The following is a 23,589-nucleotide window of genomic DNA, read 5'->3' as shown; positions in this document are numbered from 1 at the left end:
CGCACCACGGAATGATATAAAAAAAAAGCCGCCGGTCATCTGACCGGCGGCTTTTATGCCGCGTGGGGCACCGGCAAAAATTCCGGCAGAAACTCCGGCACCGGCATGTCGCCCCGCGTTGCGGCGCACATACCCGCTAGGCTCTTCTGCCTTTTTCAAACTGTACCGCAGTGCCGTAACAGGAAAAAAATTTGCTGCCGTCGGGATGAAAGGCCACGTTTTCCTGATAGCCCACAATGGCCTGAGCTCCTTTGTTCACGGCACGCGCAGCCATACCGAAAAAAGCCTCTTCGGAGTCATAGGCGCGGCAGGCCACCAATCCCAGCACCTTGCCGATGGTCCGGCCTTCCATACTTTCCGTGGTCACCACGGGAAAACGCCCGTTGCGGAACAGTTCCTTGACAACCTCGACGTTTTCGACACAGCGCGGCTCGGGCTTTTTGCTCTTTTTTTCATTACCGCCAAGCAGAAACAACATGAAAGGCCTCCTTCACACCGCCGCGTTCCGCTTCTGCCGCAGCGGCGGGTACAGTATTGTATTCGTACCCGTTGCTATGCAAAGGTTCTGCCATTCAATTTAATTCAATATTTACAGCGCAGTAACAAAAAGACCCTTCACCATGTGCCGGAAAACCGACGCCTATTCGAGCAGCAGCGACGAAGTATCGCGCAGACGCTCTTCCAGCCCGTCAATAAGCTGTTCCAGCACCGCCACAGAGACCCCCAGACGCTGCCATGCATCTTCCTTGAATCCCGGCAGCTGGTGCATGCCGCTTACACCTATGCCCAGTCCCTTCACCACCACATCCGCCACATGAACCACCGCAGGCTCCACATGGCGGACACTCCGTTCCGGCACATGATGATGCAGGGTGGAAAAAACCAGCGACATGGGAAAATTCCACTTGCGCAGCAACATGCCTCCCAGCGTGGCATGGTCAAAACCCAGCACCCGCAGTTCGGCGTCCTGCGCCGGCATACCGTAATCGCTGCACATGGAAAGAATGGCCGCCGCACGGTCGGGTAACAGGCTGAACACCGCAAGTCTGCCTATATCGTGCAGCAGACCGGCCACAAAAAAGCGTTCCGGCTCCTCCATGCCCGCAGCCTCTGCCAGCTGGCCGGCCACCACGGCACAGGCGATGCTGTGCTGCCAGAAAAGCGACAGATCAAGATGCGCCACGGGCAGATCGCGCATGGCCCCTATGACCATGACACCCAGCGCCAGTGTTGACAGCTGCTGCCGCCCCACCAGCGCCACGGCACGCGATACCGTGTCTATACGCGAAGGAAAGCTGTAAAAAGCGCTGTTGACCATGCGCAGCAGAAATGCCGACAGCCCCGCATCGCGGCTGATCACCCGCGCCACGTCAGCCGCGGAACTGTTCGGGCTGGAAAGCACATCGCGCAGTTCGGCAACCACCGCCGGCAGCGACGGCAGTTTAACCTCGTCACGCAGCAGCGCCAGCGGGTCCAGCGGGGCAAAATCGCCGTACTGCAGGCCGGAAACATCAGGCATCTTCACCTGACAGGGACGTATTCCGCGGGCCATGTCTCTGGCCATGCGCACCGTGCCGTGACGCAGCAGCAGACGGGGCACCTCGCCGGTTGTCCCCGTGTGGCCGAAACGGGCCTCCACCACATGACGCGCTTCCTCGATAAAAGCCTCATATTCCAGAGAGTGTGTGGTTTCGTTCACGCTGATCTCCGTGCGTGGGCAGTTCGTTACAAAAGGGGCATTGTGCCCGCTGAAGCCTGATACAGATAGTTGATGACCGCGCAGACATACCAGACCATGCCGATGAGCATACATTTGAGCGAACGCAGAAAAAGCAGTGTTTTTCTGTTACGCATGGCAATGACCAGCCGCATGCTTTCCGCACGGGTGCCGCGTCGCATGGCCGATATCCAGTGCAGGCGCGTCACCCCGAACAACGCCGTGCCCAGACTGGCCAGCACAAACAGTAATCCGATGATAAGGGGAATGCCGCTCAGCACTCCGGCCGCCACCATGCGATGGCCCGAAAAGCCCGTCACCGAAATAAGCAGCGCCCCGATGGCAAACACCGACTGTGTCCGCTGGTTAAGCACGGCAAACTGCCCCTGCAGGCTTTTCCACACCTCTGCGCCTGTTTCCAGCACGCTCAGCATGTACTCGTACTCCTGCCGGATGGAGTCGGCATCGGGGTCGATATCCAGCACATTGATGGCCGCAGGAAAGACATCGGAAGAGTTTTTTCCAAACATAACCCAGTTCCTACAGGAATATCATCACCGGTTGCAAGTGACCTTTTTTGCTGTGCTTGACGGGAAACCCGCCCGCACGTAGATTGGTTCCCCACTCAATACCCCAGAACGCCTGCGGCATGCAGCATATTTTTCCATATGACCAGAACCGCAAACCATGTTTTCCGGCACGCACCATGCCAGCCGGCCACGCCGCGCCGTGCAGTCTGCGCAACGGCGGTGTTTGTGCTGTTCCTGCTTGTTACCGTATTCTGGGTCTCCACCGCCTGTGCCCAGCAGGACAGACGGCGCAACGTTCTTTTTCTCAATTCATACCACAACGGGTATTCGTGGTCGGACAAGATTCTGGAAGGGGTCAAGGATGTCTTTGCTGCGCAGGACAGATACAACATCGTGCTGCAGGTCGAATACATGGACTCGAAAAAGTTTCATTATGAAGACACCGTGCAGACCCTCTTCAGATTGTACCGCGATAAATTCCGCGGCAAGCATTTTGATGTCATAATATCTTCCGACAATATCTCATTCAACTTTCTGCAGCAGTTCCGCGACACGCTCTTTCCCGGGGTTCCCGTGATTTTCAGCGGACTGAACGACTTCCACCGCGAAGGGCTGTCTCTTAAAGGATATTCCGGCGTTACAGAAGAATACGACGTGGCCGCCAACCTTGAGCTGGCCATGCGGCTGCACCCGCAGATGAAACGCATGGTCGTCATCGGCGATACGTCGGTAACCGGCGTGGCCATCAGCAACCAGATCAAAAAAGCACTGCCCGTGGTGCAGGACAAGCTGGAAGTTGAATTCTGGTACGAGTACCGGCTGGAAGACATGCTGAACAAAGTGCGTCATCAGGGGCCGGACACATTTTTCTACTTCATCCCCATGTACCGCGACATCGACGGCCAGTTTTATTCCGCGCAGGAACTGCTGGAAAAAGTTCATGCCAATTCCGACGCGCCCCTTTATTCCAACTGGGAATTTCTGCTGGGCCACGGCATTGTGGGCGGCAAGCTGATTTCCGGCGTGCGCCACGGCATGGTGGCCGCGCGCATGGCCATGCAGGTGCTGGACGGCACACCGGTGGACGACATTCCCATCATGTCCGACCCCGAAGCCGCAGACAGCGAAGCATTTATCTTTGACTACAATGAGCTGCGCCGTCTGTTCATCACGCAGGAACAGCTGCCCGCAGGCGCACGTCTGATCAACGAGCCCAGCCGCTTCTACGAGCTGAACAAGCAGGTTTTCTGGACCATCATCATCTCCATGGTGCTGCTTTCCGTCATTCTGGTGGTGCTGGTGATGAACATACTGGAAAAGCGCCGTGTGGAGCAGAAAATCAAAGATCAGCTGTCTTTTCTGCGGCTGCTTATGGATACCATTCCCCTGCCCATCTTCACCAAGGACACCACGGGCAGTTTTCTGCAGTGCAACAAAGCGTTTGAAGACTTTTTCGGGGTGGACCACCAGAGCCTGCTGGGCCTTGCCGGCAATCCGGACAATCTGGCGGTACGCGCTCTGACCGATCCTGTGGACGTGGACATGCTGCGCAGACCCAGCGTGGAAATCTACGACAAGACCATCGAAGGCCCCGACGGCCTGCCGCGCAACATCATCCTGCACAAGGCGACGCACAACAACGCCCGCGGCGAAGTGGTGGGACTGGTGGGAGTGGTTTTTGACTACACGGCCCGGCGGCGTGCCGAAGACAGCCTGCGTGCCGCGGAAGAAAAATACCGTTCCATCTTTGAAGGCTCGCCGCTGGGTATTTTCCGCATCCGCCCCAGAGACAGCTTCATCGATCTCAACCCTGCGCTGGCGCGCATGGCCGGGTTTGAAAATCCGGACCAGCTTGTGCAGACCCTGCCGCAGGATATCGACCGGCTGCTGGAGCAGATGGCCGCCACAAGCTCATCTTCCGGCGATGTGATAGACTTTGAACACACGTTCACCAGAGGCGACGGCACAGCCATAACCGCCCACATAACCCTGCGTGTGGCACGCGACCGCAACGGCGATATCGTGCTGCTGGAAGGATACGCCGAAAACGTCACCCAGCGGAAACTGGCGGAACAGGCCCTCAGCGAATCACAGCGCATGCTGCAGCTGGTGCTTGATAACATTCCCCAGCTGGTAAGCTGGAAAGACGCCTCGCTGCGGTACATCGGCGCAAACCGTTCCTTTGCCCAGTTTTTCGGCATTGCCGAACTGGAAGACGCCATAGGCCGCACCGACGTGGAAATTCTGCCCGATGAAGCGCAGGCGCTGCGTCTGCGTGAAGAGGACGAGGAAGTCATCCGCAGCAACACGCCCCGTTACCGCTATAAATGGTCCACCACGGCGGCCGACGGAAAAAGTGTATGGCTGGAAACCAACCGCGTGCCGCTGCATGACGAACAGGGCCATGTGGTGGGCCTGCTGACCACGGCGGAAGACGTAACCCAGAAGATAAATCTGGAACGCCAGCTGCTGCAGTCGCAGAAAATGGAAGCCATAGGTACGCTTGCAGGCGGCATATCCCATGACTTCAACAATATACTGACTTCGATCATCAACTCCGTTGAACTGGCACTGAGTGATGTCGAGGCGGCTTCCATCACATTCAACGACCTGATGCGTGCCCTGAAGGCCGCACAGCGCGGCAGCCATCTGGTCAAACAGATTCTCACGTTCAGCCGCCCGTCTGTGGAAGGTTTTGTGACCACCGACATCAACGAAGCCCTGAACGAAGCCGTGGGGCTGATCAAGGCATCACTGCCCCGCAACATAGAAATACGCCTCGCGGTACCGCCCCGCCCCTCGTTTATCCATGCCGACCCCACACAGATACATCAGGTTATCATGAATCTGTGCACCAACTCGTTTCAGGCATTGCGCGAAACAGGCGGCGCCATGGACATCAATCTGGAACAGGAACCGGTACCGGAAGAAACGGCGCAGGAACTGGCCATATCAGCGGGCAACTACCTCAAGCTTACTGTCAGCGACAACGGCCCCGGCATCCCGCAGGTAATTCTGGATAAAATTTTTGATCCGTTTTTCACCACCAAAGGCAAAACCGAAGGAACAGGTCTGGGACTGGCCGTGGTGCACGGCATTGTCAAAGCGCACCGCGGCGCTGTGCGCGTCAGCTCCGACCCCTTCCGGCGCACTGCATTCGAGGTCTGGCTGCCCATGCTTGACGCCGAAGGTGCCCCGCTGCCCATTTCCGACGCGGGAGACCTGCGCGGGGGCGATGAACGCATTCTGTTTGTGGAAGACGACGACGACCAGCTGCACACCATACCCCGTGTGCTCGAATCGCTGGGGTTCACCGTGCGCGCGCTGAAAAGCCCCTCGCATGCCGCACAGCTGCTGCGCGAAAATCCTTCGGCCTACGATCTGGTCATAACCGACTTTGACATGCCGGAAACCAACGGCCTTGAACTGGCGGACGAAATCGGCGATATTGCCCCCCGAGTTCCCGTCATCATGGTCTCCGGCCGCGACGTGGCCGCAGAAGGCGCGCTGGCATTTCCCAACATCAAAGCCATTGTTCCCAAGCCGTACAACCGCAACATCCTTTCCGAAACCATCCGCAAGGTTCTCGGGTAATCAACGGAACGCACCATGCCCAGAATACTGGTCATAGACGACGACACCATCGTTTGCGAAACCATCGAAAGCCTGCTTTCGCGCCTGCAGTACCAAAGCCGCTCGGCCCATACGCTGGAACAGGGTCTGCAGCTGCTTGCCGCGGAAGAATTTGACGTGGTGTTTCTGGACGTGCGCCTGCCCGACGGTAACGGACTGGAAGCCCTGCCGCGAATCCGCAGTCACGAAAACAGCCCGGAAGTAATAATACTGACCGGCGAAGGCGACCCCGACGGAGCGGAGCTGGCCATACAGGGCGGCGTGTGGGACTATCTGGTCAAACCCACGCCCATCAAGCAGACCACCCTTACCCTGAACAGGGCGCTGCAGTACCGGCAGGAAAAACTGAACAAGCAGGCGGCGCCGCCCGTGGCGCTTAATCTGGACGGCGTGGTGGGCAGCAGCGAACGCATCCGCGAATCGTTCGACATTGTGGCGCGTGCCGCATCCACTGACACCAATGTGCTTATCACCGGCGAAACAGGCACCGGCAAAGAGCTTTTCGCCCGCACCATACACAGAAACTGCGGACGTGCCGGCGGCCCTTTCGTGGTGGTGGACTGCGCGTCACTGACGGAAACCCTCATCGAATCAACACTGTTCGGGCATAAAAAAGGCGCTTTCACAGGGGCCGAAGCTGATCAGGAAGGGCTGGCCAAACTGGCCGACGGCGGCACTCTTTTTCTGGACGAAGTAGGGGAAATGCCCCTTTCGCTGCAACGGTCCTTTCTGCGTTTTCTGCAGGAACGCACCTTCAGACCGGTGGGCGGCACACAGGAAGTGAAAAGCGACTTCAGGCTTATTTCGGCCACCAACAGAGATCTGGATGCCATGGTGGAACGCGGAGAGTTCCGCAAGGACCTGCTTTTCCGGCTCAAGACGCTGCACGTGGTGCTGCCCCCGCTGCGACAGCGCCTGACCGACCTGAAACCCCTTGCCATGTACTACATCGACAAACTGTGCGAGCAGTACAACGTGCCCAACAAGGGTTTCAGCTCCGACTTTTTCACCCTGCTTGCACGCCATGACTGGCCGGGCAACGTCCGCGAGCTTTTCAACGTGCTGGAGCGGGCGTTTGTGGCTTCCGGGCTGGAAAGCATGCTGTACGCCATGCATCTGCCGCAGGACCTGCGCATCAAGGCGGCCAAGGCGCACCTGCTGCGCGAACAGCCGGACGAACTGCCCGCCCGCGGACAGACCGGCTGCGCCCGCAATCAGCAGGATGCCGACGGGCTGCCCTGTCCGCTGCCGGACATGCGGTCGTTCAAGCACATGATGGAACGAAAATATCTGGAAAGCGTCATAGCGCGCCACAAAGGTGATCTGCCCGCGATTCTGGAGACTTCCGGCCTGTCCCGTTCGCATTTTTATGCGTTGCTGAAAAAGAACAACATTGTGCTTTGATTGTTGGCGCCATGCTGTTGTATGCTGTACCTGACGGACGTTCCCGTGAACATGCGCTGTCCTGTTTTTCAGACACGACACCAGTCCGCTTTTTCAGACACTGCAACCGCCCGCCGCAAGCCAGTTTCATCACGTTCACGCACACGTTTTCCAGACAGAGGCGCTGCATTCAGGCTCCGCCGCTGTCCTTTTTTTCAGACACTGTACGATCCTCCGGACACGCACCATATCCGGAGAAGGAGGTAACCGGCTGTAAACACATGCTTTGAACCACAAGACACACATGGCATACTTTTTGTTTAACAAAGGGGCTGAAGCAGACCGCTCAGGGCCGCAGGCCGCACGGTCATTCTTCAGCGCATGAGGTTGTCACGGACGCCCGAATCCGCTTTGACGATCACTCAATAACATCATGCTTCAAGGTTAGAAAAAGGAGTTTATACTCATGGCCAAGCAGATGAAGACGATGGACGGTAACACCGCCGCCGCGTACATCGCGTACGCGCTGAGCGACACCGCCGCCATCTACCCCATCACCCCCTCCTCCAACATGGGCGAAGTGGCCGACGACTGGGCCGCCGCCGGTAAAAAGAACATTTTCGGCCAGACCGTCTCCGTGCGTCAGCTTCAGTCCGAAGCAGGCGCCGCCGGTGCTGTGCACGGTTCGCTGGCCGCAGGCGCGCTGACCGCCACCTTCACGGCGTCGCAGGGCCTGCTGCTGATGATTCCCAACATGTACAAAATCGCCGGTGAACTGCTTCCCGGTGTTTTCCATGTTTCCGCACGCGCCCTTGCTTCCCACGCACTGTCCATCTTCGGCGACCATCAGGACGTGATGGCCTGCCGTCAGACCGGCTTTGCCTTCCTCGCTTCCAACTCCGTTCAGGAAGCAATGGACATGGCTCTGGTGGCTCATCTGGCCGCCATTGAAACCAGCGTGCCTTTCTGTCACTTCTTCGACGGCTTCCGTACTTCGCACGAACTGCAGAAGATTGAAGTCATCGATTACGAAGACATCAAGGGTCTGGTGAACATGGAAAAGGTGGAAGCTTTCCGCCAGAATTCCATGAACCCCGAGCACCCGCACATCCGCGGTACTGCCCAGAACCCCGACATCTACTTCCAGGCCCGCGAAGCCTGCAACCCCTTCTACGAGCAGGTTCCCACGCAGGTTCTGGCTGCAATGAAGAAGGTTGAAGGCGTAACCGGCCGCAAGTACAAGCTGTTTGACTATGTGGGTCACTCCGAAGCCGAGCGCGTCATCATCGCCATGGGCTCCGCCTGTGAAACCATTGAAGAAGTGGTCAACCACCTTGTGAAGCAGGGTGAGCGCGTGGGTCTGATCAAGGTCCGCCTGTTCCGTCCCTTCTCCACCGAACACATGCTGGCAGCACTGCCCGCCACCGCGCACACCATCACCGTGCTCGACCGTACCAAGGAACCCGGCGCGCTGGGCGATCCTCTGTACCTCGACGTGTGCACCGCCTTCATGGAACACGGCGAAGCCCCGACCATCCTCGGCGGCCGCTACGGTCTCGGTTCCAAGGAATTCACCCCCGCCGACGTTGTTGCCGTATACGACAACATGAAGGTGGCAGGTCCCAAGAACCACTTCACCGTGGGCATCATTGACGACGTTTCCAATACTTCTCTGGAAGTGGGCGCCGCTCTGGACACCGTTCCCGAAGGCACCGTTCAGTGCAAGTTCTTCGGTCTGGGCGCAGACGGCACCGTGGGCGCCAACAAGCAGGCCATCAAGATCATCGGTGACAACACCGACATGTACGCTCAGGGCTACTTTGCGTACGACTCCAAGAAGTCCGGCGGCTTCACCGTATCGCACCTGCGTTTCGGCAAGTCCCCCATCCAGTCCACCTACCTTGTCAACCGTGCCGACTACGTGGCCTGCCACAAGTCCGCATACGTCAACCAGTACGACGTGCTGGAAGGCATCAAGGACGGCGGCGTGTTCGTGCTGAACTCGCACTGGTCGCTTGAAGACATGGAAAAGGAACTGCCGGCTTCCATGAAGCGCACCATCGCTTCCAAAAAGCTGAAATTCTACAACATCGACGCCGTCAAGATTGCCGGCGAAGTAGGCCTCGGCGGCCGCATCAACATGGTGATGCAGACCGCGTTCTTCAAGCTGGCCAACGTGATGCCCTTTGAGCAGGCCATTGCCCTGCTGAAAGACTCCATCAAAAAGGCATACGGCAAGAAGGGCGACAAGATCGTCAACATGAACGTTGCCGCCGTTGACAAGGCCATGGACGCTCTGACCGAAGTGCAGTACCCCGCATCGTGGGCAGAAGCCGCCGACGCAGGCTGCTGCTGCAACGGTCACGACGTGCCTTCTTTCATCAAGGATGTGGTCCGTCCCATCCTGTCGCAGCAGGGTGACAAGCTGCCCGTTTCCGCTTTTGAACCGGACGGTCTGTTCCCCGTGGGCACCGCAGCTTTTGAAAAGCGCGGCGTTGCCATCAACGTGCCCGAGTGGCTGCCTGAAAACTGCATCCAGTGCAACCAGTGCTCCTATGTGTGCCCCCACGCGGCCATCCGCCCCGTGCTGGCCACCGAAGAAGAACTGGAAGGCGCACCCGAGTCCTTTGTGACCGTGGACGCCAAGGGCAAGGAACTCAAGGGCCTGAAGTACCGCATGCAGGTTTACTCTCAGGACTGCCTCGGCTGCGGTTCGTGCGCAGACGTCTGCCCCGCCAAGAACAAGGCGCTGGTGATGAAGCCCATCGAAACCCAGCTGGCAGCACAGGTGCCCAACCTTGCCTTTGCCGAAGAAAACATCTCCGTGAAGGACAACGTGATGAGCCGCGACTCCCTGAAGGGTTCGCAGTTCCATCAGCCCCTCATGGAATTCTCCGGCGCCTGCGCAGGTTGCGGCGAAACCCCCTACGTCAAGCTGCTTACCCAGCTGTTCGGCGAACGCATGGTTGTTGCCAACGCAACCGGCTGCTCCTCCATCTGGGGTGCATCCGCTCCGACCACGCCTTACACCGTCAATAAGGACGGCCACGGTCCCACCTGGGGCAACTCGCTGTTCGAAGACGCAGCCGAATTCGGCTACGGCATGAACATGGCTTACGTACAGCGCCGCAACAGACTGGCTCAGCTGTGCGAAGAAGCTCTGCAGGCTGCTGAATCCGCAGAACTGAAGGCCGCTCTGAAGGGCTGGCTGGAAAACAAGGACGACGCAGAACTGTCCAGAAAGTTCGGCGAAGAAGTGCTGGCCTACATCGACGAGCTGGGCGACAGCCCGCTGGTGGACGAAGTCTACGGCATGCACGACATGTTCACCAAGAAGTCCGTCTGGATCTTCGGCGGTGACGGCTGGGCATACGACATCGGCTTCGGCGGCGTGGACCATGTGCTCGCTTCCGGCGAAGACATCAACATTCTGGTCATGGACACCGAAGTGTACTCCAACACCGGCGGTCAGTCTTCCAAGGCTACCCCCCTCGGTTCCATTGCCAAGTTTGCCGCATCCGGCAAAAAGACGTCCAAAAAGGATCTGGGCCGCATGGCCATGACCTACGGATACGTCTACGTGGCAAGCGTTTCCATGGGCGCCAACAAGCAGCAGGTACTCAAGGCCTTCAAGGAAGCTGAAGCTTACAAGGGCCCCTCGCTGATCATTGCCTACGCACCCTGCATCAACCAGGGCATCCGCAAGGGCATGGGCAAGTCCATGGAAGAAGGCAAGCTGGCCGTGGAAACCGGCTACTGGCCTCTGTACCGCTTCAACCCCGAGCTGGCTGATGAAGGCAAAAACCCCTTCATCTTCGAATCCAAGGCTCCCAACGGCGAAATCCAGGAGTTCCTCTCCGGTGAAAACCGTTACGCCCTGCTCGAAAAGATGGCTCCCGAAGAATCCAAGCGTCTGCGCATGCAGATCGAGGAAGAATACAAGGAGCGGTATGAATACATGAAGGCACTGGCTGAAATGCCCGGCTTCAAGGCCGAAGCATCCGCACCCGTGCCTGCAGGTCCCGACGCCGGCGATGCCTGCGAAGTGACCGCAACCCCCGAGCACGCACATGATGCTGCCGCGGGTGAAGCCTGCAACGACGGCCGTAACGGCAAATAAGCCTCCGGCCTGTGCATAGCCGGGGTGCCGGAAGGGAGCGGAAGCCCTTCCGGCACCCCATAACCGCTAACCGCAGCGGCATGTGGTTCGCCGCTGCAACACCGCAAACTCAGAGGAGCGTTGTATGTCTGTGGAACTGTTGGCACTTGTTGCCCTCCTGCCGATTCTGGTAGCTCTTGTTCTGATGGTAGGCCTGCGCTGGCCCGCCACCAAGGCCATGCCCCTTGCATGGCTTGTCTGCGCGCTGGGCGCAATGTTCGCATGGCAGCTGCCTGCCTCCTATGTGGCAGCTCTTACGCTGCAGGGCTTCATTACGGCCATCGGCATTCTGATCATCGTGTTCGGTGCCATCATCATCCTCTACACGCTGCAGTACTCGGGCGGTATGGAAACCATCCAGTACGGCATGCAGAATATTTCACGTGACCGCCGCGTTCAGGCCATCATCATCGGCTACCTGTTCGCGGCGTTCATCGAAGGTGCCGCCGGCTTCGGCACGCCCGCTGCTCTGGCCGCCCCGCTGCTGCTTTCGCTGGGCTTTCCCCCGCTGGCAGCCGCCGTGCTCTGCCTTGTGTTCAACTCTTTTCCCGTGTCCTTCGGTGCTGTGGGTACCCCCATCGTACTGGGCATGACCCCGCTCAAGGGGCTGGTGGAAAAAGCCATAGCCACCAACGGCGCCGCACTGAACTTCACCAGCTTTGACACGTTCAACCTGGTTATCGGTCAGTGGGCCACCGTGATGCACCTCATCATGATCTTCGTGCTGCCCATTTTCATGCTGGGCTTCATCACCCGTTTCTTCGGCCCCAACCGCAGCTGGTCCGAAGGTTTCGCCGCATGGAAGTTCTGCATCTTCGCTGCCGTGTCCTTCACCATCCCCTACCTGATCTTTGCATGGTACGTCGGTCCCGAGTTCCCCTCGCTGATCGGTGGTCTGGTTGGTCTGGGCATCGTTGTGGCAGGCGCCAAGCGCGGTTTCTGCGTACCTGAAAAGAGCTGGGACTTCGGCGATCCTGAAAAGTGGGATCCTGAGTGGACCGGTGAAATCAAGGGCGGACAGTCCACGGAATTCAAGGCTCACATGAGCCAGTTCAAGGCATGGCTGCCCTACATCCTTATCGGCGCCATCCTTGTTATCACCCGTATTCCCGAACTGGGCCTCAAGGGACTGCTGGCCGGCCAGAAGATTTCCTTCACTGAAATCCTCGGCTACAAGAGCGTCAACGCCAGCATCGCCTACCTGTACCTGCCCGGTACCATTCCCTTTGTACTCATCGCCGTGCTGACCATTTTCATTCACGGCATGAAGGGCGACGCAGCCAAGCGCGCCTGGACCGAATCCATCGCCAAGATGAAAAACCCCGCCATCGCGCTGTTCTTTGCCGTTGGTCTGGTTTCCATCTTCCGCGGTTCCGGCATTGTTGATGCCGCACTGAACCCCAACAGCTACCCCTCCATGCCGCTGGCCATGGCCAAAACAGTGGCCGCCATCACCGGCAACGCATGGCCCATGTTCGCATCGTTCGTGGGTGGCCTCGGGTCGTTCATCACCGGCTCCAACACTGTTTCCGACCTGCTCTTTGCAGAATTCCAGTGGGGCGTGGCACAGCAGCTTGATATGCCGCGTCAGATCATTGTCGCAGCACAGGTTGTGGGCGGCGCCATGGGTAACATGGTCTGCATCCACAACATCGTGGCAGCCTGCGCAGTTGTCGGCCTGTCCGGCATGGAAGGAACAATCCTGAAGCGTACCGCATGGCCTTTCCTGCTGTACGGTCTGGTGGTGGGCGTTGTTGCCTCCGTCCTCACCTTCGTGATGTTCCCCAACTTGTTCTAACCCGCACCAAGGGGGCGGAATGCGCGAATTCCGCCCCCTTTTTTGCGGCATGAAACCATATAGGCGACGGAGCGAACTACGGTACCTGCTCCGTTTTTTGTCTCACAGGGCGCGGGTCACGCCGCCCCGGTGCAGAGGAAGAAACCCCTTTCGGAGGAAGCATCTCCATGCTCAGTGAATCCCTTATCAAGGAATTTAAAACCATCGTCGGTGACGAGAACGTTTTCGACAACGAAGCAGACCGCCAGTGCTATTCGTACGACTCTGCCGTGCTTGACGCCGTTGTCCCTGCACTGGTTGTGCGCCCGACCGAGACCACTCAGATCGGTCAGGTGGTCAAGCTGTGCAACGAAAACGGTCTGCCCATCACCGTGCGCGGCGCAGGTACCAACCTGTCCGGCGGCACCATTCCCGACCCGCGCGACGGCGTGGTTGTACTGACCAACGGCCTGACCAAAATTCTGGAAATCAACGAGCAGGACCTGTACGCCGTTGTTCAGCCCGGTGTGGTCACCGCCAAGTTTGCTGCCGAAGTGGCCAAACGCGGCCTTTTCTACCCGCCCGACCCGGGTTCGCAGGCTGTTTCCACCATCGCCGGTAACGTGGCGGAAAATGCCGGCGGTCTGCGCGGTCTGAAGTACGGCGTGACCAAAGACTACGTCATGGGCATCGAATTCTACGATGTAAACGGCGGTCTGGTGAAAACCGGTTCCCGCACTGTAAAGTGCGTCACCGGCTACAACCTTGCGGGCCTGATGGCTGCCTCCGAAGGCACCCTGGGCGTGTTCAGCGAAATCATTCTGAAGCTGGTTCCGCCGCCACGCGCCTCCAAGGCCATGATGGCTGTTTTCGACGACATCAACAAAGCATCCGAAGCCGTTGCCGGCATCATTGCCGCGCACGTTGTGCCCTGCACCCTTGAGTTCATGGACCAGGCCAGCATCCGCTACGTGGAAGACTACACCAAGGCCGGACTGCCCGTACACGCCGAAGCCATCCTGCTCATCGAGGTGGACGGTCACCCCGGTCAGGTGGAAGACGACGCCGCCCGCGTGGAACAGGTGCTCAAGAGCACCGGTGCCGAAATTCAGGTGGCCAAGGACGCCGAAGAAAAGTTCAAGCTGTGGGAAGCACGCCGCAATGCGCTGCCCGCCCTCGCCCGTGCCAAACCGACCACCGTACTCGAAGACGCCACCGTGCCGCGGTCGCAGATTCCTGCCATGGTCAAGGCCATCAACGACATCGCCGCCAAGTACCAGATCAACATCGGTACCTTCGGCCATGCCGGCGACGGCAACCTGCACCCCACCATTCTGTGCGACCGCAGAGACAAAAAGGAATTCGAACGCGTGGAACACGCCGTGGACGAAATCTTCGACGTGGCACTGTCGCTCAAGGGTACGCTGTCCGGCGAACACGGCATCGGCATGGCCAAGTCCAAATGGATGGAAAAGGAAACTTCCAGAGCCACCATTGACTTCTCGCTGAACATGAAGCGGGCCATCGACCCCAACAACATTCTCAATCCCGGCAAGATCATCGGAGGCTAATGCAATGGCCGATCTGAATAAACTTGCCAAAATGCTGCAGGAACTGGACGACCAGATGGTCGCCTGCATGAAATGCGGCATGTGTCAGGCTGTGTGTCCCGTCTTTGCCGAAACCATGCGCGAAGCAGACGTGACCCGCGGCAAGATTGCGCTGCTGGAAAACCTTGCTCATGAAATGATCAAGGATCCCGAGAGCGTGCAGGAACGCGTGAACAAGTGTCTGCTGTGCGGCTCGTGTGCCGCCAACTGCCCTTCCGGCGTGCAGATCATGGACATATTCCTGCGTGCGCGCGTCATCGTGAACACGTATGTGGGCCTTTCGCCTGCCAAAAAGGCAATCCTGCGCGGCATGGTGGCAAACCCCAGACTGTTCAACATGCTTCTGGACATCGGTTCCAAGTTTCAGGGTCTGTTCACTTCTCAGGCCAACGAACTGCTTGGTTCCTCGTGTTCCAAAATCATGTCGCCCATCATCGGTGACCGGCACTTCTCGCCGCTGGCCAAAAAGTCGCTGCACAGCAAGTACGGCAGTCTGGATATCCCCACCGGCAAGAGCGGCATCCGCGTGCTGTTCTACCCCGGCTGCGTGGGTGACAAGATGTACACATCCATGGCGGAAGCCTGCCTCAAGGTGTTCAGACACCACGGCGTGGGCGTGTACATGCCCGACGCTCAGGCATGTTGCGGCATACCCGCACTTTCTGCCGGCGACAGGGTAGCCTACGACAGACTTGTGAAGTACAATGTGGAGCTGTTCAGCAAGGGCGAGTTCGACTACATCATCTCGCCTTGCGGTTCCTGCACCTCCACCATCAAGGAGCTGTGGGGCCACATGGGAGACGACTACCCCGAGGAACTGAAGCGCAAAATCGCCTCTTTTGCTGAAAAGGCAATGGACATCAGCGAATTTGTGGTGGACGTTCTGGGCGTGAATCCCGAGTCTGTCTCCACCGGCGGTAAAAAGGTGACGTTCCATGATTCATGTCACCTGAAGAAGTCACTGGGCGTGTTCAAGCAGCCCCGCGACCTCATCCGCATGAACAAAAACTATGAACTGGTGGAAATGAGCGAAGCCGACCGCTGCTGCGGCTGCGGCGGTACGTTCAACCTCTACCACTACGATCTTTCCAAAAAGATCGGCCAGCGCAAGCGCGACAATATCGTCGCGTCCGGCGCACAGGTTGTAGCCACCGGCTGCCCCGCCTGCATGATGCAGATGACCGACCTGCTGTCGCAGAACAACGACAGCGTACAGGTGCGTCACTGCATCGAACTCTACGCTGAAACCCTCGGCTAGAGATATACTGCAGGCGTCTCGGCGCCGTGCACAGCGTATCTTAAGGCCCGCCCGTTGGGCGGGCCTTTCGGGCTGTGGCGGAGCGGTTCCGTCAGGCCGTATACTCCCCGGATGCCCGACCCGGGGCAGATGAAATGGATATGCAAGGAGTCCAACGTGTCCAAAAACCTGTACATCACAGCGACGGAGTCCAAAAGCGGCAAGTCCGCCATCGTGCTGGGAATGATGCAGCTATTGCTTCGCGATGTCCGCAAAGTCGCGTTTTTCCGCCCCATCATCAACAACACCAGCAAGGAAGTCCGCGACCACGACATCAATCTGATTCTGACGCGTTTCGGTCTGGATATTCCCTACGAAAAGACCTACGCCTACTCGCTTCACGAAGCCAGAGAGCTGATCAACAACGGGCAGCACGCCACCCTGCTTGAGAACATTCTCAACAAGTATAAAGCCCTTGAAGCAGAGTACGATTTCGTACTGTGCGAAGGCACCGACTTTCTGGGCAAAGACGCGGCATTCGAGTTTGACCTGAATGCCGACATCGCCGCCAACCTCGGCTGCCCTGTGCTGGTGGTGGCCAACGGTCTGGACAAAAACAGCGAGGAAATCATCGGCTCCACCCAGCTGACCATCGACCAGCTGGACGAAAAGAGCCTTGACGTGGTGGCCGCCGTGGTCAACCGCGCCAGCGTTACCCCCGCTGAAAAAGACAACATCATCAAAAGCCTTGAGTGCAAGGTGAACTGCGCCAACCCGCTGGCCGTGTACGTGGTGCCCGAAGAGCCCACCCTCGGCAAACCCACCATGGGCGACGTGAAAAAGTGGCTGGGAGCCTCTGTGCTGTACGGCCACGGCCGCCTTGACACGCTGGTTGACGACTACATCATTGCGGCCATGCAGGTGGGCAACTTCCTGGATTATCTGGGACAGGGCACCCTCATCATCACTCCCGGCGACCGGTCCGACATCATTCTGGCCAGCCTTGCCTCGCGCCTGTCTTCCTCCTACCCCGACATTTCCGGCATTCTGCTGACCGGCGGGCTGGAGCCTGCGGCCAATGTGCACCGCCTTATCGAAGGCTGGACCGGTGTGCCCGTGCCCGTGCTGTGCGCAAAGGAACACACCTACCTGACCACGCAGATACTCAACGATCTGTACGGCAAGATAGACCCCGAAGACGACCGCAAGATAGCCACGGCTCTCGGCGTGTTTGAACAGAACGTGGACACCGCCGAAATAAGCAACCGCATCATCAGCCGCCGCTCTTCGCGCATTACGCCCAAAATGTTCGAGTACAATCTCATCGAACAGGCCAAAAAACACAAAATGCGCATCGTGCTGCCCGAAGGTGCCGAAGAACGCATTCTGCGTGCAGCCGACATTCTCGTGCGCCGCGGCGTGGCAGACCTGATTCTGCTGGGCAATGCCGACGAAGTAGGCAAAAAAATCGGCGATCTGGGACTGGACCTTGACGGCGTGACCATCATCCAGCCTGAACTTGCACCCAACTTCGAAGACTATGTGCAGACGTACTACGAAGCCCGCAAGAAAAAAGGCATCAGCATGGAACAGGCCCGCGACATCATGTCCGACCCCACCTACTACGGTACCATGATGGTGCATAAAAACGACGCAGACGGCATGGTTTCCGGTGCCATCAACACCACCGCGCACACCATCCGCCCCGCGTTTGAATTCATCAAGACCAAGCCCACGGCTTCCATCGTGTCCAGCGTGTTCCTCATGTGCCTCAAAGACAGAGTGCACGTGTTCGGCGACTGCGCGGTCAACCCCAACCCGTCTGCCGAACAGCTGGCCGAGATTGCTCTCAACTCTTCGGATACGGCACGCATTTTCGGCATCGAGCCCAAGGTTGCCATGCTCTCTTACTCCACCGGTTCTTCCGGCAAGGGTGCAGATGTGGAAAAGGTCATCGAAGCCACCCGCATCGCCAAAGAGCGCGCACCGGAACTTGCACTTGAAGGGCCTTTGCAGTACGACGCCGCCATCGACGCCGATGTGGCCCGCACCAAAATGCCCGACAGCAATGTGGCAGGTCAGGCCACCGTGTTCATCTTCCCCGACCTGAACACCGGCAACAACACCTACAAGGCGGTTCAGCGCGCCGCAGGCGCCGTGGCCATCGGCCCCGTGCTGCAGGGCCTGAACAAACCCGTCAACGACCTGTCCCGCGGTTGTCTGGTGCCTGACATCGTCAACACCGTCGCCATCACCGCCATTCAGGCTCAGGCGGAAAAAGGCCTTCGCTAGGCCATTTCATAGAGTAAAAGAGGATATAGCAGAATGAACGTACTGGTTATCAACGCTGGCAGCTCTTCGTGCAAATACCAGCTGATCAATATGGAATCCGAAGGCGTGCTGTGCGCCGGTCTGGTGGAACGCATCGGCGAAGCCACCGGCAAGCTGGCCCACAAAATCGCCCCCGATACCGACTCCGAAGAAAAGATCGTGCTGGAACAGCCCTTCCCCAATCATGTGGAAGCCATGAAAAAGGTTGTCGAGCTGATCACCGACCCTGAAAAGGGCGTCATCAAAGACAAGTCCGAAATCTACGCCATCGGCCACCGCGTGCTGCTGGGCGGCGAAGAAATCAAGGAATCCGTCAAGATTGACGAATGGGCAAAGGGCGTCATCCGCGATTACATTCCGCTGGGCCCCCTGCACAACCCTGCCAACCTTGCCGGTATCGAAGTGGCCGAGGAACTGTTCCCCGGCGTGCCTTCCGTGGGCGTTTTCGACACCGAATTCCATCAGACCATGCCCGCCAAGGCATACCTGTACCCCCTGCCGCTGGAACTGTACGAAGAGATGAAAATCCGCCGCTACGGCTTTCACGGCACCTCGCACCGCTACGTCACCAAAAAGACAGCGGAATTTCTGGGCAAGCCGCTGGATGAAGTGAATATCATCACCTGCCATCTGGGCAACGGCTGCTCCATGGCTGCCGTTAAAAACGGCAAGTGCGTAGACACCACCATGGGCATCACCCCGCTGGAAGGCCTGATGATGGGCACCCGCTGCGGCGATATCGACCCGGCCATCGTGCCCTTCCTGATGGAAAAGAAAGGTCTGACCACCGCAGAAGCCGACACGCTGATGAACAAGCAGTCCGGCCTTAAGGGTGTATGCGGCATGAATGATATGCGCGACATACACGCCGCCGTGGAAAAAGGTGACGAAAAAGCCAAACTGGCGCTGGACATGTTTGTCTACCGCATCAAGAAATACATCGGTGCCTTTTATGCAGCCCTCGGCCGTGTGGATGCCGTGGTATTCACCGCCGGTATCGGTGAAAACGACGACATCGTCCGTGCCGAAGTATGCGAAAACATGGACGTGTTCGGCATCGCTCTGGATGCGGAAAAGAACAAGATCCGCTCCGGCGAACCCCGCAACATCGCCGCAGAAAACAGCAAAGTGGCCGTGCTGGTGGTACCCACCAACGAAGAGCTGGAAATTGCTCAGGCTGCTGTGAACGTGCTCAAAGGCTAACAACCGGACCTGTGCCGCAAGGCATGACATAGACGCGGGGGCGGGGCTCCGGCAACTCCGCCCCCTTTTTTCTTCCGGCAACGGATGCAGAGAGACACATATGAAGGGATTGTACATCGGTTCCACAGGCCCCTGGGCGGGCAAAAACCTTGCTGCCATGGCCGTCGGGCTGTGGCTGCAGCGTGAAGGTCTGCGTGTGGGCTACATGAAACCGCTGGGCGCCCGCCCCAAGACCGTGGACGAAATAGTCGGCGATGAAGACGCCTTTTTCGTACAGGAGGTGCTGGGGCTGGAAGACGATCCCGCGCTGGTCACTCCCGTCATCACCCCTGCCAACCTGCGCACCTGCTCGCTGGCAGACCGGAAAAACGAAATGGAACGCGTCCGCGAAGCGTACGAGACATTGTCCCGGGGGCGGGACATCATGCTCGTGGGCGGTTGCGGAGAATTCCTGCATTCCGGCAGACACGCCGGAATAAGCGGTCCCGCACTTGTGCGCCGGCTGGGGCTTAAGGCTCTGGTGGTGGACAGATACGACGGCGCGCTGCACTACGACGCGCTGCTGGGATACCGTGAAGTCCTCGGAGACGCCCTTGCGGGCGTGCTGTTCAACGATGTTCCCGAAGACTACCTGCGTGATGCAGAGGAAATGCTTGTGCCTTATCTTTCCGAGCACGGCATACCGGCCCTCGGCATTGTGCCGCGTGACAGGCTGCTCAACGCCATCAAGGCGGTGGAGCTGGCATGGCGGCTGGGCGGCAGGATAGTTTCCGGCAACAGGGAATCGGGCCGGATTGTGGAAGACTTCCTGATCGGCACCATGCAGGTGGACAACTTCATGTCCCATTTCAAACAGCACGCAAACTCGGCCACCATCGTGGGCGGCGACCGGACGGATCTGCAGCTGGTGGCACTGGAAGACCAGTGTCCCTGCCTTATTCTGACCGGCAACATCACCCCCGATGAAATCATCCGCACCCGATCCGAGGCGCGCGGGGTACCGGTTATCGTTGTCCGCGAAGACACATACACCGTTGCCCGCAAAATGGAAGAAATCCTTAACAGCCAGAAACTGCGGGAACTTGTAAAAATCCGCCGTGCCGCCCAGATGGTGGATAACACCATGGACTACCCCGCATTGAAGGCTCAACTCGGCTTCTAATTCAGGAGAACACCACATGTCCCAAGACCTGTCCCGGCTTATGCGTGAGAAAGCCGAACTGGTGGCTGCCACGGTGGCAGAGGTAAAATCCATCGAAGAGGCATATGCCTACACCGTGGATCTGTGTGACAAAAAAGAAGCATGCCAGCTGCTCATCTCCGGCTGCGAGCAGAATCTTTCGGCAGAGGCGGAAGCCCTGTGCGAAACCAAGCAGGAAAAAATCATGGCCGCCCCTGCGCTGGCTGACGACGAGTTCGCCAAGCTGGCTGCCATGGCTGAAGAACGCGGCATCCGTCTGATCAAAGAAGGCATGCGCAACCACCTTGCCGGCATTGATGTGGGCTTCACGTTCTGTGACGCAGGCATCGCCGAAACCGGCACCATCGTTCTGAAATCCGACAGCGAAGAAGTGCGTCTCGCCACCATGGTGAGCGAAGTGCATGTGGCTGTTCTGCCCAAGTCGCGCATTGTGGCCGACTCGTACGATGCAGAACCGCTGCTGGCCGAACTGATGCAGGGCCCGGCCTATACCGCATTCATCAGCGGTCCCAGCCGTACCGCAGACATCGAACGCACCCTTGCACTGGGCGCCCACGGTCCCCTTGAACTGCACGTATTGCTGCTGGAGGATTAATCAATGCAGAACGCGAAGAATCTGAAAGAATACCGCGCCGAACTGCGCGAATCGCTGGATAACGATTTTCTGCGCTCCACCATGGACAAATTTGCCGTTGCCTACCCCGTGGGCCGCGCCAATGCGTTCAAGGGCATGGACGTGCAGTCGCTCATCGCCGAAGTGGCTGACGCCAAAGACGCCGCAGCAAAGCAGATGGATCAGCTGTACGCCCAGTTCAAGGCCGAAGCTGAAAAACGCGGCGTCAAGGTGCATCTGGCCAAGACAGCTCAGGAAGCCAACGAAATCATCGCCCAGATCGCACGCGATGCCGGCGTGAAAAAAATTGTCAAATCCAAATCCATGACCAGTGAAGAAACTCAGTTCAACCATCAGGTTGAAAATGAGTTTGAAGTGGTGGAAACCGACCTTGGCGAATGGATCATCCAGCTGCGCCACGAAGGTCCCACTCACATGGTTATGCCCGCAATCCACCTTTCGCGTAATCAGGTGGCCGATCTGTTCAGCGACGTGACCAAGCAGAAGCAGGACAACGACCCGCAGAAGCTGACCAAAGTGGCCCGCCGCGAACTGCGCAAAGAATACGCCACCGCCGAAATGGGCGTCACCGGCGCCAACTTCTGTGTGGCTTCCACCGGCACCATCGGTCTGGTGACAAACGAAGGCAACGCACGCCTTGTTTCCACCCTGCCCCGCGTACATGTGGCTCTGGCAGGTCTGGACAAGCTGGTGCCCACCATGCACGACGCTCTGCGCACGCTCAAGGTGCTGCCCCGTAACGCCACGGGTCAGGCCATCACCTCGTACGTCACATGGATCACAGGTGCCAACGAATGCGCCACCGGCCCTGACGGCAAAAAAGAAATGCACATCGTGTTTCTGGACAACGGCCGCCGCGCCATGGCCGACGACCCGCTGTACTCGCAGGTACTGCGCTGCGTGCGCTGCGGCGCCTGCGCCAACGTATGTCCCGTGTACCGTCTGGTCGGCGGACACAAAATGGGCCATATCTACATCGGCGCCATCGGTCTTATTCTCACCTACTTCTTCCACGGCTCCGACAAGGCAAAGAACCTGGTGCACAACTGCATCAACTGTGAAGCCTGCAAAAACATCTGCGCCGGCGGCATCGACCTGCCCCGTCTGATCAAGGACATCCGCGCACGCCTGAACGAAGAAGGCGACATGCCCATCGAAACCACCCTGCTGGGCAAGGTGCTGAAAAACCGCAAGCTCTTCCACACCCTGCTGCGCTTCGGCAAGTGGGCTCAGAAGCCGGTGCAGGACGGTCCCTTCCTGCGTCACCTGCCCCTCATGTTCATGAAGGATCAGGGCTTCCGCCGGTTCCCCTCCGTGGCCGAAAAGGCATTCCGCGACGAGTTTGAATCCATCAAGCCCAAAGTGGCCAACGCCAAGCTGCGCGTGGCGCTGTTTGCAGGCTGCGTGCAGGACTTTGTCTACCCCGAGCAGATGAAAGCCGCCGTTAAGCTTTTCGCCGCACACGGAGTGGATGTGGACTTCCCCATGGATCAGAGCTGCTGCGGTCTGCCCGTGCAGATGATGGGTGAGCGTCAGGCAACCATTGACGTGGCCGCACAGAACGTCATGGCGTTCGATCCTGCCAAGTATGACTACATCGTCACGCTGTGCGCTTCCTGCGGCTCCCAGCTCAAGGAATCGTACCCCAACATTCTGGCAGACAAGCCCGAGCTGGCCATCCGCACCAAGCAGTTCTCCGAGCGCGTCATCGACTTCAGCTCCTTTGCGCATGACGTACTGGGCGTAAAGGCCGAAGAGTTCAACAAGTCGGACGAAAAAGTGGCCTACCACGCTTCGTGCCACCTGTGCCGCGGCCTGCATGTCACCGAACAGCCCCGCAACCTCATCAACATGGCCGCCGATTACGCCAAGGCGGAAGAAGAAGAGGTCTGCTGCGGTTTCGGCGGCACCTTCTCGGTCAAGTTCCCCGAACTTTCCGAAAAGCTGCTGGACAAAAAGCTGACCAACATTGAAGCCACCGGCGCCAAAAAAATGGTCGCCGACTGCCCCGGCTGCATCATGCAGCTGCGCGGCGGCTGCAAATCGTCCGGCCGCGACATTGAAGTGCGCCACGTAGCCGAGCTGCTTGCAGACAAGCTTAAATAGTCGCGTCACTGCCAAACATACAAAGGCCACTACAGTGTAGTGGCCTTTTTTATTATTTTCCGGCCTAT

At 58.4% G+C, this 23,589-nt stretch carries 14 protein-coding genes; 11 read left to right on the top strand and 3 right to left on the bottom strand.

The window, feature by feature from the left end; translation table 11 throughout:
* Positions 1-136: 136 nt before the first annotated feature.
* The 3 genes from H586_RS0113505 to H586_RS19330 all read right to left on the bottom strand — a co-directional run bounded on the left by H586_RS0113505 (position 137) and on the right by H586_RS19330 (position 2,247).
* Positions 137-478: a YbjQ family protein gene (locus H586_RS0113505; RefSeq protein WP_027182324.1), complete on the bottom strand. Its 342-nt coding sequence runs from the start codon at positions 476-478 to the stop codon at positions 137-139.
* Positions 479-640: 162 nt separating this feature from the next.
* Entirely contained in the window at positions 641-1,699 is a 1,059-nt protein-coding gene (locus H586_RS0113500; RefSeq protein WP_051364028.1) for an HDOD domain-containing protein, read from the bottom strand.
* A 26-nt stretch (positions 1,700-1,725) separates the two neighbouring features.
* Positions 1,726-2,247, bottom strand: coding sequence for a hypothetical protein (locus H586_RS19330; RefSeq protein WP_051364027.1), 522 nt, complete (start codon positions 2,245-2,247; stop codon positions 1,726-1,728).
* A gap of 138 nt (positions 2,248-2,385) precedes the next feature.
* On the opposite strand from H586_RS19330, the gene H586_RS0113490 reads away from it, so the two are divergent.
* The 11 genes from H586_RS0113490 (at position 2,386) to ldhH (ending at position 23,521) form a co-directional block, all read left to right on the top strand.
* The gene (locus H586_RS0113490) at positions 2,386-5,841 is read left to right on the top strand and encodes a hybrid sensor histidine kinase/response regulator (RefSeq protein ID WP_027182322.1); all 3,456 of its coding nucleotides are present in this window, start codon (positions 2,386-2,388) and stop codon (positions 5,839-5,841) included.
* A 15-nt stretch (positions 5,842-5,856) separates the two neighbouring features.
* Positions 5,857-7,284 carry a sigma-54-dependent transcriptional regulator gene (locus tag H586_RS0113485; RefSeq protein ID WP_011368979.1) on the top strand — a complete coding sequence of 476 codons (1,428 nt, stop codon included), beginning with the start codon at positions 5,857-5,859 and terminating at the stop codon, positions 7,282-7,284.
* Between the two features lie 445 nt (positions 7,285-7,729).
* Positions 7,730-11,383, top strand: a complete 3,654-nt coding sequence (nifJ, locus tag H586_RS0113475; protein WP_011368980.1) for a pyruvate:ferredoxin (flavodoxin) oxidoreductase — start codon at positions 7,730-7,732, stop codon at positions 11,381-11,383.
* Positions 11,384-11,507: 124 nt separating this feature from the next.
* Entirely contained in the window at positions 11,508-13,220 is a 1,713-nt protein-coding gene (locus H586_RS0113470; protein WP_011368981.1) for an L-lactate permease, read from the top strand.
* Between the two features lie 167 nt (positions 13,221-13,387).
* A complete protein-coding gene (locus tag H586_RS0113465) occupies positions 13,388-14,770 on the top strand; it encodes an FAD-linked oxidase C-terminal domain-containing protein (RefSeq protein ID WP_011368982.1) in 1,383 nt (460 codons plus the stop codon).
* 4 nt (positions 14,771-14,774) lie between these two features.
* On the top strand, positions 14,775-16,067 hold the full coding sequence (locus H586_RS0113460) for a (Fe-S)-binding protein (RefSeq protein WP_011368983.1): 1,293 nt from the start codon (positions 14,775-14,777) through the stop codon (positions 16,065-16,067).
* A 156-nt stretch (positions 16,068-16,223) separates the two neighbouring features.
* The gene (gene pta / locus H586_RS0113455; RefSeq protein WP_011368984.1) at positions 16,224-18,338 is read left to right on the top strand and encodes a phosphate acetyltransferase; all 2,115 of its coding nucleotides are present in this window, start codon (positions 16,224-16,226) and stop codon (positions 18,336-18,338) included.
* A 33-nt stretch (positions 18,339-18,371) separates the two neighbouring features.
* Positions 18,372-19,580 (top strand): acetate kinase, encoded by a 1,209-nt coding sequence (locus tag H586_RS0113450; protein ID WP_011368985.1) that lies wholly within the window; start codon positions 18,372-18,374, stop codon positions 19,578-19,580.
* A 100-nt stretch (positions 19,581-19,680) separates the two neighbouring features.
* A complete protein-coding gene (locus H586_RS0113445) occupies positions 19,681-20,742 on the top strand; it encodes a DRTGG domain-containing protein (protein ID WP_027182320.1) in 1,062 nt (353 codons plus the stop codon).
* A gap of 16 nt (positions 20,743-20,758) precedes the next feature.
* Positions 20,759-21,376 carry a LutC/YkgG family protein gene (locus H586_RS0113440; protein WP_011368987.1) on the top strand — a complete coding sequence of 206 codons (618 nt, stop codon included), beginning with the start codon at positions 20,759-20,761 and terminating at the stop codon, positions 21,374-21,376.
* Positions 21,377-21,379: 3 nt separating this feature from the next.
* Positions 21,380-23,521 (top strand): L-lactate dehydrogenase (quinone) large subunit LdhH, encoded by a 2,142-nt coding sequence (ldhH, locus tag H586_RS0113435; RefSeq protein WP_027182319.1) that lies wholly within the window; start codon positions 21,380-21,382, stop codon positions 23,519-23,521.
* Positions 23,522-23,589: the final 68 nt, after the last annotated feature.

The sequence above is a fragment of the Oleidesulfovibrio alaskensis DSM 16109 genome (genome assembly GCF_000482745.1).
Taxonomy (GTDB): domain Bacteria; phylum Desulfobacterota; class Desulfovibrionia; order Desulfovibrionales; family Desulfovibrionaceae; genus Oleidesulfovibrio; species Oleidesulfovibrio alaskensis.
This window is presented reverse-complemented; position numbering and strand designations above follow the sequence as displayed.

Coding starts and splice junctions, on each gene's coding strand:
- H586_RS0113505 (WP_027182324.1), bottom strand. CDS start 478: ATGTTGTTTCTGCTTGGCGGTAATGAAAAAAAGAGCAAAAAGCCCGAG.
- H586_RS19330 (WP_051364027.1), bottom strand. CDS start 2,247: ATGTTTGGAAAAAACTCTTCCGATGTCTTTCCTGCGGCCATCAATGTG.
- H586_RS0113490 (WP_027182322.1), top strand. CDS start 2,386: ATGACCAGAACCGCAAACCATGTTTTCCGGCACGCACCATGCCAGCCG.
- H586_RS0113485 (WP_011368979.1), top strand. CDS start 5,857: ATGCCCAGAATACTGGTCATAGACGACGACACCATCGTTTGCGAAACC.
- nifJ (WP_011368980.1), top strand. CDS start 7,730: ATGGCCAAGCAGATGAAGACGATGGACGGTAACACCGCCGCCGCGTAC.
- H586_RS0113470 (WP_011368981.1), top strand. CDS start 11,508: ATGTCTGTGGAACTGTTGGCACTTGTTGCCCTCCTGCCGATTCTGGTA.
- H586_RS0113465 (WP_011368982.1), top strand. CDS start 13,388: ATGCTCAGTGAATCCCTTATCAAGGAATTTAAAACCATCGTCGGTGAC.
- H586_RS0113460 (WP_011368983.1), top strand. CDS start 14,775: ATGGCCGATCTGAATAAACTTGCCAAAATGCTGCAGGAACTGGACGAC.
- H586_RS0113450 (WP_011368985.1), top strand. CDS start 18,372: ATGAACGTACTGGTTATCAACGCTGGCAGCTCTTCGTGCAAATACCAG.
- H586_RS0113445 (WP_027182320.1), top strand. CDS start 19,681: ATGAAGGGATTGTACATCGGTTCCACAGGCCCCTGGGCGGGCAAAAAC.
- H586_RS0113440 (WP_011368987.1), top strand. CDS start 20,759: ATGTCCCAAGACCTGTCCCGGCTTATGCGTGAGAAAGCCGAACTGGTG.
- ldhH (WP_027182319.1), top strand. CDS start 21,380: ATGCAGAACGCGAAGAATCTGAAAGAATACCGCGCCGAACTGCGCGAA.